This is a genomic window from Kribbella sp. NPDC006257 (assembly GCF_040613535.1).
Lineage (GTDB): Bacteria > Actinomycetota > Actinomycetes > Propionibacteriales > Kribbellaceae > Kribbella.
Map to the genome: position 1 here is coordinate 40206 of NZ_JBEXSJ010000031.1, position 12942 is coordinate 53147.

Sequence of the window (12942 nt, forward strand, 5' to 3'; positions counted from 1 at the left end):
TCACCAGAAACAGACGAAGACCTCCGCCCGACCCTCCATTGTGCCCCCTCCCACCAAACGGGCGGGGGCTAGTCCGGGACGGGGCGGGCTGCGGAGATCCGGTGCAGGGCATAGGTGCGGGGCTGGTCGGACTCGTTGTCGTACGCGGTCAGCCATCCGTCGGCTACCCGGACCGGTTCGACGATGCGTTCGGCCGCGTTGCCGTTGTGGTCCACGTAGGAGATCCAGGTCGGGCTGCCGGACTCGGCGGCCTCGGCGAGGACGGCGATGGTTTCGGCGGGTGCGGTCGCATCGCCGGAGGTGTGTTCGGCGGGACGTTCGGCAGCGACTCGGTCGCCGGCGCGGACGCGTTCGATCACCGCCTTGACCTGGTCCTCGGTCAGGTCGATCGCGCTGTCGGCGAAGTCCCGGCTGGTACGCCGACGCGGTGGCTGGCCGCGGCGGTTTCCGGCGGTTGTCACGTGGACGACCCCGTCGAAGGTCTCGCCGAGTGGGGCCAGGCCGGCCTCCCGCAGCCGGGAGAGCACGATGTCCGGCGGCGACGGCGAGACGACGACCGTCGGCGCGAGTCGCCGGAACCGGATCCCCGGCAAGTTGGAGCTGAGCAGCTGGGTCAGCACGGTCTCGTCGTCGCAGCGGAGATAGGTCGACGCGGCGCCGATTCGCAGTACGCCGTGCCGTCGGGCGACGTCGTCAATGAGGTAGCTGAGCGGCTGCGGCACCGGCGTACGGGAGTGCTCGACCAACCATGCGTGCAGCTGCTCCGCAGTACGGCCAAGGTCGAATGCTCGCCGGATGGAGCTCTCACTGAACCGGTAGACGCCACCACCGCCGTGCGACTCCGCATCGGCCATCACCACAAGGTCCTCTTGTACTGCGCGCACCAGCGGCCCAGGTGCCACCGCAGTGAGGTCCGCCTGCAGCAGCACCTCCGACACCGGCTCCGGCACCAACGGCTGAAGCGCAGCAGCCAGGTCTTCGGCAACAGGCTCGTCACCAAGCAGAACCCGAGCATGCGAAGCCAACGCACCCAACCCAGTCAGGCCAAGCAGTGCAGCCTCAGTGATCGTCCACTCGACCAGGTCATCCCGGAACTGCCCACCACGACGTGGGCGATGCCACGCAACCCAGGTGACCACGGCCTCCACACCAGGCGCAGTACCAGCCCCTGCTTCAGCCAAAGCCTGCAGAGCGAGCTGCCTGACCTCTGGAGCCAGCAGCCGTTCCAGATCAGGTGCCAGCGCGTTGACCAGCCGCTCACGTGCAGCAGCAGTCGCCCCGCCGCTGTCACGCCGCCCGATCAGTCCGATCGCCCGCAGCCCGCTGTGCCAGGCGATAACGAGCTGACCCCACCGATGCGCAGTGTCGAGCTCCAGCCAGTCGTCGTACGACGAAGTCGGCAACCACAGCTCACCAGTACCGACTTCAACCGCAGCAACCAGCCCAGCGGCGTACGCGATCTCCAGTACTGCGCCAGCAGCGGCCTCGTCAGCACCGATCTTGGTAGCGAGACTCCGCAGCTCCCGCACTCCGACGCCACCAGTACGCAGTACAGGCGGCGGCTCAGTGCCAAGCTGCTCCAGTGCACTGTCGACCAGCCGGACCAGGTCCAGCGCAGCGCCAGCAGCAGCCCGGTCAGCGATCGACGCAGACACACTCTTCCCACCAAGCGGTGGCGGCGTGGGCCGTGTGGAAGCGAGTACGCGCCCGCCACGCAAGTGCAGCCCGATCTGCCGCGGCAGCACGACAGTGTTGGCATCCTTCGGCACTACGAGACCGCGAGCGAGCAGCTGCTCGACAGGAGTCTTGGCGGAAGCAATAGTCACCGGCCGCTCCGCCTTCTCAACAGTCCCTGTTGGCGGACCCCAGGTGAGCTTGGCGAGCACTTCGCGCGCCTCAGGCCCAGCCTCTTCGATCAGCTTGTCCAAGTCGCCGAAGTGCCGGGTAGTGATCGGCCCTAGCCCAGCAGGTGTCGGCCCGAGAAGCTCATGTACTGCGCGGATGGGCCGCAGGTCGTCCTCATTGCCCCAGACGAGTGCCAGCGCGAGCAGCTCGGTCACCCGTGGCTGCACGATCTCCACCGGCTGATCTACACCCGCTGCAAGTGCCTTGAGATCCACCGGCTCTGGCAGTGCGGACAGCGCCTCCAGCAGATCAACACTGAACTCATCCAACCGATTGATAGCTCTAGCAGCCGAAGCGTTGGTCGTAGCACGAGCCGCTAGCTGACTCGTGTCGGCAGGCATCGGGGTAGCCAGGTCAGGCCGGTTCAGGAGCAACTGGCCGAGGGCAGCGTCGTCCCAGCCTCGTAATGCCTCGGCGAGGGTACGTGGGCGGGTCCGCTCGGTATTGCTCATCCCTCCAACGGTACGGCCCCGCGCCCAACAACCACGACCCGCAGCCCAACTCTTCAGTCAGCGGACGGTACTTCGGCGGCACCGGCGTAACCGATCCGGCGGAAGCCGATGCGTTCGTAGACGGCTGCCACGGCGTCGGACTCGGCCGAGAGGAGGAGCAACTGCACGCCCATCGCGAAGGCGTGCTCGGCCAGGCAGCTGGTGACGGCGGCCCCCAGGCCCTGGCGGCGCATGGCCGGGAGAGTGGCGACCCCGACGATCTCGGACGCCGTGCCGACCGGCTGGTGGACGCCGCTGGCGACCAGGCCGTCCTCGGTGGCGGCGCCGGCCGTGACCGAGTAGCCGGCCGTGGCGCGCTTGAGCAAGAACTCCATCATCGAGTCAGGGATCTTCGCGGCTTCCTGGTCGCGCTCCGCGACGCCGCCGGCGCCGATCGCCGTACCGGGGTCGCCGAAGGCCACGTTGGGGACGGCGCGAGCTTCCCGTAGTACGGACTCGACGGCGGGCAGGATCGTGCAGGTCGCGGCGGTCGTCGCGGGTTTGAAATCGGCCTCGTCGAGGACGAGCAGCGGGTGCTCGACGACCTCGAGTCCCGCCTCGGCCGCGGCAGCGCTGAGCGACGGGCAGGTCTCGACGACCCACTCGATGGCTAGCGGGATCTCGAGCTCGGCGCATCGCTCCCGCAGCCGCTCGATGTCCGCGGCCTGGATCGTCTGCTCGACGCCGGGCCGCGGACGCGCGTAGTACGGCCAGGGGCTCGTACTACGGAACAACGTGAACGGGCCGACCTCCTCGCCGTAGGCGCCGGACAGGGGTGCGGCGTGAAGGTAGTCGTCGACCTCGCTCAGCAGACTCATCCCTGGAGAGTCCCAGCCGCACGCCGGCACGGCAACCCAAATACGTCAGTCGGCGATGATCTCGATGCTGACCCGGTCGGGGTAGAAGGCCAGGTGGTCCTGGATGTCGGCGACCGGCGCGTACGGGTTCTCGTAGGTCCAGACCGCGTTCACCGTGCTCTCGCCGCCCGGGATGATGCTGTAGTAGGACGCGTCGCCCTTGTAGGGACAGTAGGTCTCGTTGTCGGTGCGCTCCAGCAGCGCCATGTCGACGTCCTTGCGCGGGATGTACTGCGCGGCCGGGTAGTTCGCCTCCTGCAGCGACAGCGCTTCCCGGGTGTCCGCCACGACCTGCCCGGCGACCTTCACGACAACGCGATCGGGGTTCTTCTCGATCGTGATCGGGTGGTCCGGACCCGGCACCTTCACAACCTTCTCAGCCATCACAGCTCCTCAAGAGTCGACTCTTCAGGTTTCAACAACCTTGACGCAGCCGGCCCCATTCCCGCTTCTGCGAAGATCTCGGGGTGGAGTTGCGCCAGATCCAGTACTTCGTGGCGGTGGCTGAGGTGCTGAACTTCGGCCGCGCCGCCGACCAGCTGCAGGTCGGCCAGCCGGCGGTCAGTCAGCAGGTCGCCCGGCTCGAGCGGGAACTCGGTGTCCAGCTGTTCGACCGGTCCGCGCGGGCGATCCGGCTGACCGAAGCGGGTCAGCGGTTCCTGCCGGAAGCCCGGACTGTTCTCACCAGCGTCGAGCGGGCGCGGGATGCGGCGGTGGCGCCGGCTGGACAGACGCTGCGCCTCGGCACCAGCACCGGGCTGGGCGAGCGGCTGGATGCGGTGCTCGTCGCCCTGGGAGAGAAGTCGATCGAGGTCGAGCTGTTCAGCGCCTCGACCCGGACGCGCCTCGATCGGGTCCGGGCCGGTCAGCTGGATGCGGCCTTCGTCCGTGGGCTCGATACCGCCTCCGGCCTCGACCTGATCCCGGTCTGGCAGGACCAACTACTCGCAGCACTCCCCGCCGCAGCTTCCCACCTGACCTTCCCCGACCTGGCTGGGTTGCCGCTCCGGATCGTGTCGCGGCGGGACAACCCGGCGCTGGTGGATCTGGTGATGAACGCCTGCGCCGATGCCGGATTCGAACCCCTGCTCGGCCCTCGATCCCAGAACCTGCAGGACACGCTGGCCTCGATCGGCTCGGGTACGCCGGGCTGGACCGTGGTCTACCAGAGTCATGCCAACCTGCTCAGGCATCCCAGGGTCGTGTTCAAACCGTTGGGGCTGCAGATGACGACGCTGCTCGCAGTACCGGAAGGAGCGACGATCAGCGGCGCGCTCGCAGTACTGCTGACTGCGTCCCATCAGTTCGAGTGATACCTCGACATCGGATTCTCGCCTGGTTCAGGGCTGTGGAACCGGCTGGAATCGGTGCTGTCGGCAGATCGCCGGCAGCTTTCCAGAGAGGAACCACCATGCCGATCGTCACCGTTCTGCAGGGCCCGCGGACGCCGGAGCTCAAGCGCGTGCTCATCCAGGGCATCACCGACGTGTTCGTCGACAACTACGGGCTGCCGGCGGACAGCGTGCAGGTCTGGATCCAGGAGACGCCCACGGACAGCTGGGGCGTAGGTGGCGTCCCGGCGGCCGACAAGTAGGTCAGACCGGGAGGAGTTTGATCAGCAGGCAGGGGCCGCCGTCGAAGATGCCGCCGTCGATGCCGAGGGCCAGCCCGTCGGCGTACAGCAGCGGTCCGGTCAGGTACGCCGGGTCGATGCCGAGCTGGTCGGCGACGATGCTGTGGCCGTGCACGATCCGGCGGCCGCCGAGGCGCTGCAGCAGGTCGGCCGCCACCGCGGGGCCGGCCTCGCCTCGGAAGGCGTACCGCGATGTCATCCGCCGCCAGACCTCCCACCAGACGGTGATGTCGTCGCTGTGCAGGTCCTCCCAGGCAGCCCGGTTGATCTCGTCGATCGAGTCACCCCACTCCAGATACTCCTCGGTGTCGGAGTGCAGCAGCAGGTGATCCGCGTCCAGGCCCACCATCGGCTGCTCGATCAGCCAGGCGACGTCGTCGTCGGTGAGCAGCTCCTGGTCGCGGTCCTGGCCGCCGTTCAGCGCCCAGCTGCGCTCGAAACTGCGCGAGGTGATCCCGTCGTGCGGCACGAAGGTGTCGCCGAACTTCCGCATCCCGAGCGCCAGGATCTCGTGATTGCCGAGCAGCACCCGGATCTCGCCGGTCCCCGCGGCTGCCTGGGCCGCGAGCCGCCGGACCAGGGCCAGTACGCCGACGCCGTCCGGGCCGCGGTCGAAGAAGTCGCCCAGGAACCAGAGCCGGACATCATGCCCCGACCAGTTGCCCTCGGCGTCGACCAGACCGGCCGCCTCCAGCGCCTCGACCAGCTTCTCCGGGTGGCCATGGATGTCACTGACCGCATACGTAGCGGTCATGCTGAGCTCACCCTCGGAGCGTCAGCACAATCAGTACTACGTTGAGGGCGGTGACCGCGGTTGCTACCAGGCATGCGGTGAGAGTAGTCGGCCAGCGGTTGACAAGGGGGCCCATGACGCGCTTGGAGGCCGTCAATCTGACCAACGGCCACAGTGCACACGGGATCCCGAAGCTCAGCACGACCTGTGAAACCACCAGCGCGCGGCTCGGATCGATGCCGATGGCCAGGATGATCAGGGCCGGCAGCAACGTCACCAGCCGGCGCGCCGCCAGCGGGACGTGCCGCTGCCAGAACCCTTCCAGGATGACGGATCCGGCGTACGTACCGACCGAGGACGAGGCGAATCCGCTGGCCAGCAAGGCCAGCGCGAACAACAGCGCGGGCAGGCTGCCGATCCGGTCGCCGATCGCGGCATGCGCGGCGTCCAGCGAGTCGGCCCCGGTGCCCTTCAGCGCCGCCGCCGCGACCACGACCATGGCCAGGTTGACCGCACCGGCCAGCGCCATCGCCACGGCGACGTCGACCCGCGTCGCCCGGAGTACGCGCTGCTTGCCTGTGGCCGACCGGATCGACTTCCAGTGCCGGTCGGTGACGAGCGCCCCGTGCAGCCAGATCGCGTGCGGCATCACCGTCGCACCGAGCATCCCGGCCGCGAGCACCAGCGACTGCGTGCCGTCCAGCCGGGGCACGAGCCCGCCGACGATCCCGGAGCCGGACGGGTGCGACTGGATCGTCGACACCACGAAACCGACCAGTACTACGGCCAGCAACCCGATGATCGCGGCCTCGAACGGTCGCTGGCCACGTTTCGACTGGTAGATCAGCAGCCCGAACGACACCGCCCCGGTGATCACTCCGCCGAGCAGCAACGGGATCTGGAACAACAGGTTCAGTGCGATCGCCCCGCCGACCACCTCCGCCAGGTCGGTCGCCACGGCGACCAGCTCGGCCTGCGCCCACAACCCGGTGGAGGTGGACCGCTTGAAGTGGTCCCGGCACAGCTGCGGCAGGGTCCGGCCGGTCGCGATACTCGCCTTCGCGGCCAGGTACTGCACCAGCACGGCCATCAGGTTCGCGCCGACGACGACCCAGCAAAGCAGATACCCGTACGTCGCGCCTGCGGCGATGTTGGTCGCGAAGTTGCCCGGATCCACATACGCCACGGCCGCCACGAAGGCAGGACCCAGCAGCAACAGACCCGATCGGTTCAGTTGCCGCTTGAGTGGAGCCGGTGCGTACATGGGAGAAGTGTGTCCGAAGCCGGGGACAAAAGGGGATTCGGTCTACTTTTGAGACAGATCAGTCCATGGTTACGCCCAATTGAAGCGCACCTCGAGCGAGACCTCGATGGTCTGATCGCCCGGGGTGACGGCGATTTCCGCGTCGAAGGACAGCGCTTTCGCGGCCGCCGCTCGCGGGATCGGCGCCTGACCGTAGGTCTCGGCGATCGCGGCGATGGATCCGATCGACTGCCCGGACAGCCCGGCCAGGTGATCCGCCTTCTCCTGCGCCTGGGCGAAGGCGAGCTCGCGCGCCTGCTGTTGCAACGGCGCCTTGTCGGAGACGTCGAACTGCAGCCCGTCCAGCCCGAGGTCGTTGCCGACAGCGCCGACTGCGGCGTTCAGCAGTCGTCCGAACCCGGTCAGGTCGGTGGTCGAGACCGTCATCGCGTGCGACGCGCGATACCCGGCGACCTTCATCGAATCCGCGTACTGCGGGTAGACGTTCACCGAACTGGTGTGGATGTCCTTCTCGGCGACACCCCGCTCGCGCAGTGCCGCGTTCACCGCATCCGTCCGCTCGGCCACCTGAGCGACCGCGGTCGCCACATCCGTTGCGTCATGTCCCACGCTCAGCGTCAGACGTAGTACGTCAGCAGGCGCAGTGACCTGCCCGGTCCCCACCACAGTGATCCCAGAGTCCATACCCGCCAGTCTGCCAGCCAACCCCTTCACCCGATGCCCACTCTTTGCTCAGCTGGTGTCGGGCTTGTTGTCTCCTCCAGGGCTCAAGCTGCCTGATCACCGGACCGAGGGAGAGCACGATGCGTATCTTGTTGGCGACTGTGGTCGCGGCAACGCTGCTGAGCGGCGTGACTGTGGCAGATGCGGCCGGGCGCGACGACGGAGTCGCCAGGGCATTCGAGGCGACAACACGCAGTACTGCGTGGTCGCAGGTGGCCCGGATTCCACTGCACTTCCCGACCTACCATCCCCAGGGGTTCGCTCTTGTGGGTGACCTGATCTTCATGTCGAGTGTCGAGGTTCTGGAAGCGCCAGTGCGGTACCCGGAGCCGGTTGACGGCTATGACCGCACTCCGGGCAAGGGGATCGGGCACCTGTTCGTCATCGATCGGCAGGGAAACCTCAAGCAGGACATCCGGATCGGTGAGGGGACGGCGTACCACCCGGGTGGCATCGACTACGACGGGGAGAACGTGTGGGTGCCGGCTGCGGAGTACAGGCCGAACTCGCGCGCGATCGTCTACACGGTGAACCCGAAGAACTACCAGGTGACGGAGCAGTTCCGGGTCCGCGACCACGTCGGCGGAGTGGTCCGCGATCGGCGTACCGGCTTCGTGCACGGGGTGAGCTGGGGATCGCGGACCCTCTACGAGTGGACGGCCAGGGGAAAGCAGTTGGCGGCAGAGCCCAACCAGAGCCACCTGCTGGACTACCAGGACTGCGATTACGTCAACCGAAGCAAGCAACTCTGCGGGGGAGTCACCAGCCTGCCCACTGCGACAGGCGGCACCTACGAACTAGGCGGACTGGCTCTCCTCGACCTCAACGACCACAACCGCATCCTCCACGAGATCCCCTTCCCCACATTCTCCCCGTCCGGCCACACCGTCACCCGAAACCCAGTAGCCCTAGAGCTAGCCAACAGCCACCTCCGCCTACTAACTGCCCCCGACGACGGCGATTCCCCCACAGGCACAGAGCTACTGGTCTACGAGTCGCCCATCAGCTAGCGCACGGCTATTTCAGGGAGACTCTCTGAGCCGTCCCCAGCAACCGAGTCGCCCAATCGATGCTCTTCGTCGCATCCGGCGGTGAGACTGACTCGGACTGGTACTGCGACTTCGACTTGAGCCTCAGCAACCGCGAGAAAGTACTACTAGACTCTCGACCGGCCGGACCGGAGGCCTTCAGTTCAGCCACTGCCTCGGCATGGTTGTCCGCCTTCCGGGTCCGCCCGGTCAACGTCAGACAGATCGCGTCCTTCGAGTTGATGCCGGAGGTGACGGCGTTCGATGCGGCAGCGTTGAAAAGTTCAAGATCGTTGGTCAGCTCGGCGGCTTCGAGGAACTCCTGTGCTTTGGTGAGGTGTGCGCGGGCGTCGTCCAGTGCCGTCATCAAGCGGTCTTCCGGGTCAGGGTCTGGTGGGGGGTGAAGCCGGCGACGGGGACGGCGTCGCGGCGGAGTTCGGTGACGAGGCGTTCGCCACGACGGACGAGGCGCTTCAGTTCGGTACTGCTGTATTCGACGATTTCGCAGGCGTTGCCGGACCAGCGAGAGGCATGTTCGGCGAGGGTCTCTAGTTGCGCGAGCCAGCGCGGATCCTCCTCGGACGTGCCGTCCGGGCGCACCACGAGGATGTCGATGTCGCTGTCCGGCTCGGCTTGGCCGCGCGAGGCGGAACCGAAAAGCCAGACTGCGGCGGCGGGAAGCTCCCAGGTCTGAGCTTCGGACCGGAGGCGGCTGATGAAACGGTCGCGAAGGCTCGTCAGTTCCTCGATCGCGGGCGCGGCGAGGTGTTCTCGGTTCAACGTGTAGAGCTTCGCCCGGCCCGCCGGCGCGACGCGGACTATGCCGTTGCGTACCAAGCCGTCCAGCACCTTCTGCACTCCGCTTGTACTCGCCGGCGTGGTCAGCAGCCCGGCGACTGCTCGACCGGTGAGTGGCTGGTCGGTCCCGGCCAGGACGGTGAGCACCCGCCCATGAAGCCCGGGGAAGACTGCAGACAGCGGCTCCGAGAACTGCATTTCGCCACCTCCTTTCGATGACCACTATAGCGGCTATATGCCCACTCAAAGAGACATATGCCCACTTGAGTGGGTAAAGAGCTAAGGCGGTGGTCAGGTGAGTTTGTGGACGACGGTGTCGGCGGGCTTTACGGGGCGGCCGTCGGAGGCCAGGACCTTTAGTGGGCGGAGGGGTTTGTGGTTGCGGCGGTCCAGGAGTTGGGAGTGGGGTTCGTCGGGGGTGAAGGTGAAGGACTCGCCCCATTGGCGTAGGGCGACGATGACGGGGAAGAGGGCCTCGCCTTTGGGGGTGAGGAGGTATTCGTGGTGGGCGCCTGCCGGCTTCGTGCGCAAGATGCCGTGGTCGACCAAGGACTTCAGGCGCGCGGAGAGGATGTTCTTGGCGACGCCGAGGCTTCGTTGGAACTCGCCGAAGCGGCGGCTGCCGTCGAAGGCGTCGCGGACGATGAGGAGCGACCACCAGTCGCCCACGGCGTCGACGGATCGCGCCACCGGGCAGTCCGCCTCGTCGAATCTGGTCCGTTCGACCATGCTCCACCTCCTGGTTGCATCATGCTACCAAACGGCTTTACGGTAGCATGATGCAACCATCCAGACGGCTGTTCCTTGCGATCGCCGCCGGGGTCGCGGTCGCGAACGTGTACTTCGCCCAGCCGCTCGTGGTCACCATGGGCACCGACCTCGGCATCCCACCGGGCCGGGTCGGCCTCTTCGTCACGATCACCCAGGTCGGCTACGGCTTCGGCCTGTTCTTCCTCGTCCCGCTCGGCGACCTGGTCGATCGCCGCCGTCTGATCCGGTTCCAGTTCCTGCTCCTGGCGGCCGCCCTGCTCCTGACAGGCTTCGCGCACAACGCGGCTCTCCTGCTGCTCGGCCTCGCCGCGATCGGTCTGCTGGCCGTGGTCGTGCAATCCCTGGTGGCCTTCGCGGCCTCCCTCAGCTATCCCGCCGAGGTCGGCAAAGTAGTCGGCGGCGTCACCAGCGGCATCGTGATCGGCATCCTGCTGGCCCGGACCGTCTCCGGCCTCCTCGCCGACCTCGCCGGCTGGCGCTCGGTCTACCTCGTCTCCAGCCTCCTCAGTCTGCTCATCGCCGCCACGCTCTTCCGCACAACCCCACAAAACAAGGCAAAACTCTCGTACTACGCGTTGCTGAGATCCACTGTATCGCTCTGGACCGAGCCGCTGTTCCGAGCCCGCGCAGTACTGGCGCTCCTCATCTTCGCCGCGTTCAGCACCCTCTGGAGCTCGGTCGCCCTCCCACTCAGCAGCCAGGGCCTCTCCCACGCAGCAATCGGCGGCTTCGGCCTTGTCGGGGCAGCCGGCGCCCTCGCCGCCGGACCGGCAGGCAGACTGAACGATCGCGGCCGAGGCGCGCTGACCACCCTCGCCGCCCTCACCCTCCTGACGATGAGCTGGCTACCCTTGGCTTTCACGCCGAAATCCCTGTGGGCGTTGGCGATCGGGGCGATCCTGCTCGATCTCGCAGTGCAGGCGGTACATGTCAGCAACCAGAGCATGATCTACGGCCTACGCCCTGAGGCAGGCAGTCGCCTGATCGGCGCCTACATGGTCTTCTACTCAATCGGCAGCGGCGTCGGCGCAATCGCCTCAACCACCCTGTACGCCGCCTTCGGCTGGATCGCCGTTTGCTTGCTCGGAGCAACCTTCAGCTTGTCGGCGCTGGTGGTTGCAGGCCTAGGAGTTCGACGGTCTTCGCGCGCATCTCTACTTTGCGGATCTTGCCGGTGACGGTCATCGGGAAGTCGTCGACGAGTAGGACGTAGCGGGGGATCTTGTACCGGGCCAGTTTGCCGGTGGCGAACTCGCGCACCTTCTCCTCGTCCAGCGGTTCGGCGCCGTCGCGGAGCTTGATCCACGCGCACAGCTCCTCGCCGTACCGCTCGTCCGGTACGCCGATCACCTGCACGTCGGCGATATCCGGGTGCGTGTAGAGGAACTCCTCGATCTCCCGTGGGTAGACGTTCTCGCCGCCGCGGATCACCATGTCCTTGATCCGGCCGACGATGTTCACGTATCCGTCGTCGCGCATCACTGCGAGATCCCCGGTGTGCATCCAGCGTGCCTGGTCGATCGCCTCGGCGGTCTTGGCCGGCTCGTCCCAGTAGCCCAGCATCACCGAGTATCCGCGGGTGCACAGCTCACCGGGCTCACCGCGCTCGACCACCAGACCGGTCGCCGGGTCGACCAGCTTCACCTCGACGTGTGGCATCACCCGGCCGACGGTCGACGTACGGCGGTCCAGGTCGTCGTCGCGCCGGGTCTGCGTCGACACCGGCGAGGTCTCGGTCATCCCGTAGCAGATCGCCACCTCGGCCATGTGCATGTCGGCGACGCAGCGCTTCATCACCTCGATCGGGCACGGCGAGCCCGCCATCACCCCGGTCCGCAACGAGGACAGGTCGTACGACGCGAAGTCGGGCAGCCCGAGTTCGGCGATGAACATCGTCGGTACGCCGTACAGGGCCGTGCAGCGCTCGTCCTGGACCGCCTTGAGCGTCGTCGCGGGATCGAAGGCCGGCGCCGGGATCACCATGCAGGAACCGTGCGTGGTGCAGCCGAGGTTCGCCATCACCATCCCGAAGCAGTGGTAGAACGGCACCGGGATGCAGAGCCGGTCGTCCGGGCCGAACGCGATCGTCTCGGTGACGAAGTACCCGTTGTTCAGGATGTTGTGATGCGACAGCGTGGCGCCCTTGGGGAAGCCGGTGGTGCCCGAGGTGTACTGGATGTTGATCGCGTCGTCGAAGCTCAACGACGCCGCGCGCTCGTCCAGCTGCTCGGCGGTGACCGAGGCGGCTGCCTCGGCGACGGCGGTCCAATCCGGCGTACCGATGTAGACGACGTCCTCGAGCGCGGTGCAGTCCGGCCGGACCTCCTCGACCATCTTGCGGTACTCGCTGGTCTTGAACTCGGTCGCGGAGATCAGCAGCTTCACGCCGGACTGGTTCAGCGCATACGCCAGCTCATGAGTCCGGTACGCCGGGTTGATGTTCACCAGGATCGCGCCGATCGCCGCCGTCGCGTACTGCGTGATCGTCCACTCCGCACAGTTCGGGGCCCAGATCCCGACCCGGTCGCCCTTCGCGATCCCGCGTGCCATCAGCCCGCGCGCGAACTCGTCGACGGCTGCGCCGAACTCGGCGTACGTCCAGCGCCGCCCGGTGGCGACCTCGACCAGCGCCTCCCGATCGCCGTACGTCGCGACCGTCCGTCTGAGGTTCCGCCCGATCGTTTCCCCCAGCAACGGAACCTCGGACACGCCCGACTCGTACGACGGCAGACTCATGCC

14 protein-coding genes are annotated in these 12942 nt (G+C 67.1%); 4 read left to right on the forward strand and 10 right to left on the reverse strand.

The features are described from left to right. Positions 1-68: 68 nt before the first annotated feature. The 3 genes from ABZ004_RS30245 to ABZ004_RS30255 are packed head-to-tail and all read right to left on the reverse strand — an operon-like array spanning position 69 to position 3637. Entirely contained in the window at positions 69-2357 is a 2289-nt protein-coding gene (locus ABZ004_RS30245; protein ID WP_355684481.1) for a helicase C-terminal domain-containing protein, read from the reverse strand. Between the two features lie 53 nt (positions 2358-2410). Then, positions 2411-3214 (reverse strand): GNAT family N-acetyltransferase, encoded by an 804-nt coding sequence (locus tag ABZ004_RS30250; protein WP_355684482.1) that lies wholly within the window; start codon positions 3212-3214, stop codon positions 2411-2413. A gap of 45 nt (positions 3215-3259) precedes the next feature. Continuing rightward, positions 3260-3637 carry a DUF427 domain-containing protein gene (locus ABZ004_RS30255; RefSeq protein ID WP_355684483.1) on the reverse strand — a complete coding sequence of 126 codons (378 nt, stop codon included), beginning with the start codon at positions 3635-3637 and terminating at the stop codon, positions 3260-3262. Between the two features lie 83 nt (positions 3638-3720). Here ABZ004_RS30255 and ABZ004_RS30260 point away from each other — a divergent pair, with 83 nt between their 5' ends. Continuing rightward, positions 3721-4566 carry a LysR family transcriptional regulator gene (locus ABZ004_RS30260; protein ID WP_355684484.1) on the forward strand — a complete coding sequence of 282 codons (846 nt, stop codon included), beginning with the start codon at positions 3721-3723 and terminating at the stop codon, positions 4564-4566. A gap of 98 nt (positions 4567-4664) precedes the next feature. Beyond that, positions 4665-4847, forward strand: coding sequence for a 4-oxalocrotonate tautomerase family protein (locus ABZ004_RS30265; RefSeq protein ID WP_355684485.1), 183 nt, complete (start codon positions 4665-4667; stop codon positions 4845-4847). Between the two features lies 1 nt (position 4848). On the opposite strand, the gene ABZ004_RS30270 is transcribed toward ABZ004_RS30265, so the two are convergent. From ABZ004_RS30270 to ABZ004_RS30280, 3 genes are all read right to left on the reverse strand, one after another. Continuing rightward, positions 4849-5640 (reverse strand): metallophosphoesterase, encoded by a 792-nt coding sequence (locus ABZ004_RS30270; protein WP_355684486.1) that lies wholly within the window; start codon positions 5638-5640, stop codon positions 4849-4851. Positions 5641-5647: 7 nt separating this feature from the next. Continuing rightward, complete coding sequence (locus ABZ004_RS30275; RefSeq protein WP_355684487.1) at positions 5648-6883, reverse strand: Nramp family divalent metal transporter; 1236 nt, start codon at positions 6881-6883, stop codon at positions 5648-5650. Positions 6884-6952: 69 nt separating this feature from the next. Then, positions 6953-7567, reverse strand: a complete 615-nt coding sequence (locus tag ABZ004_RS30280; RefSeq protein ID WP_355684488.1) for an SIMPL domain-containing protein — start codon at positions 7565-7567, stop codon at positions 6953-6955. 119 nt (positions 7568-7686) lie between these two features. Between ABZ004_RS30280 and ABZ004_RS30285 the strand changes: the two genes are divergently transcribed. Further along, on the forward strand, positions 7687-8616 hold the full coding sequence (locus tag ABZ004_RS30285; protein ID WP_355684489.1) for a DUF6454 family protein: 930 nt from the start codon (positions 7687-7689) through the stop codon (positions 8614-8616). Between the two features lie 7 nt (positions 8617-8623). Here the strand turns inward: ABZ004_RS30285 and ABZ004_RS30290 are convergent, their stop codons facing one another. The 3 genes from ABZ004_RS30290 to ABZ004_RS30300 all read right to left on the reverse strand — a co-directional run bounded on the left by ABZ004_RS30290 (position 8624) and on the right by ABZ004_RS30300 (position 10161). Next, positions 8624-9001 carry a HEPN domain-containing protein gene (locus ABZ004_RS30290; RefSeq protein ID WP_355684490.1) on the reverse strand — a complete coding sequence of 126 codons (378 nt, stop codon included), beginning with the start codon at positions 8999-9001 and terminating at the stop codon, positions 8624-8626. Further along, positions 9001-9630, reverse strand: a complete 630-nt coding sequence (locus ABZ004_RS30295) for a nucleotidyltransferase domain-containing protein (RefSeq protein ID WP_355684491.1) — start codon at positions 9628-9630, stop codon at positions 9001-9003. Before ABZ004_RS30295 ends, ABZ004_RS30290 begins: the two co-directional genes overlap by 1 nt. A 93-nt stretch (positions 9631-9723) precedes the next feature. Continuing rightward, positions 9724-10161: a helix-turn-helix domain-containing protein gene (locus tag ABZ004_RS30300; protein ID WP_355684492.1), complete on the reverse strand. Its 438-nt coding sequence runs from the start codon at positions 10159-10161 to the stop codon at positions 9724-9726. A gap of 50 nt (positions 10162-10211) precedes the next feature. Between ABZ004_RS30300 and ABZ004_RS30305 the strand changes: the two genes are divergently transcribed. Continuing rightward, complete coding sequence (locus ABZ004_RS30305) at positions 10212-11381, forward strand: MFS transporter (protein WP_355684493.1); 1170 nt, start codon at positions 10212-10214, stop codon at positions 11379-11381. Here the strand turns inward: ABZ004_RS30305 and ABZ004_RS30310 are convergent. Beyond that, positions 11299-12939: an AMP-binding protein gene (locus ABZ004_RS30310; protein ID WP_355684494.1), complete on the reverse strand. Its 1641-nt coding sequence runs from the start codon at positions 12937-12939 to the stop codon at positions 11299-11301. The two genes, ABZ004_RS30305 and ABZ004_RS30310, sit on opposite strands and share 83 nt — an antisense overlap. Between the last annotated feature and the right edge of the window lie 3 nt (positions 12940-12942).

Coding starts and splice junctions, on each gene's coding strand:
- ABZ004_RS30255 (WP_355684483.1), bottom strand. CDS start 3,637: ATGGCTGAGAAGGTTGTGAAGGTGCCGGGTCCGGACCACCCGATCACG.
- ABZ004_RS30265 (WP_355684485.1), top strand. CDS start 4,665: ATGCCGATCGTCACCGTTCTGCAGGGCCCGCGGACGCCGGAGCTCAAG.
- ABZ004_RS30310 (WP_355684494.1), bottom strand. CDS start 12,939: ATGAGTCTGCCGTCGTACGAGTCGGGCGTGTCCGAGGTTCCGTTGCTG.
- ABZ004_RS30270 (WP_355684486.1), bottom strand. CDS start 5,640: ATGACCGCTACGTATGCGGTCAGTGACATCCATGGCCACCCGGAGAAG.
- ABZ004_RS30290 (WP_355684490.1), bottom strand. CDS start 9,001: ATGACGGCACTGGACGACGCCCGCGCACACCTCACCAAAGCACAGGAG.
- ABZ004_RS30245 (WP_355684481.1), bottom strand. CDS start 2,357: ATGAGCAATACCGAGCGGACCCGCCCACGTACCCTCGCCGAGGCATTA.
- ABZ004_RS30295 (WP_355684491.1), bottom strand. CDS start 9,630: ATGCAGTTCTCGGAGCCGCTGTCTGCAGTCTTCCCCGGGCTTCATGGG.
- ABZ004_RS30285 (WP_355684489.1), top strand. CDS start 7,687: ATGCGTATCTTGTTGGCGACTGTGGTCGCGGCAACGCTGCTGAGCGGC.
- ABZ004_RS30300 (WP_355684492.1), bottom strand. CDS start 10,161: ATGGTCGAACGGACCAGATTCGACGAGGCGGACTGCCCGGTGGCGCGA.
- ABZ004_RS30280 (WP_355684488.1), bottom strand. CDS start 7,567: ATGGACTCTGGGATCACTGTGGTGGGGACCGGGCAGGTCACTGCGCCT.
- ABZ004_RS30250 (WP_355684482.1), bottom strand. CDS start 3,214: ATGAGTCTGCTGAGCGAGGTCGACGACTACCTTCACGCCGCACCCCTG.
- ABZ004_RS30275 (WP_355684487.1), bottom strand. CDS start 6,883: ATGTACGCACCGGCTCCACTCAAGCGGCAACTGAACCGATCGGGTCTG.
- ABZ004_RS30305 (WP_355684493.1), top strand. CDS start 10,212: ATGCAACCATCCAGACGGCTGTTCCTTGCGATCGCCGCCGGGGTCGCG.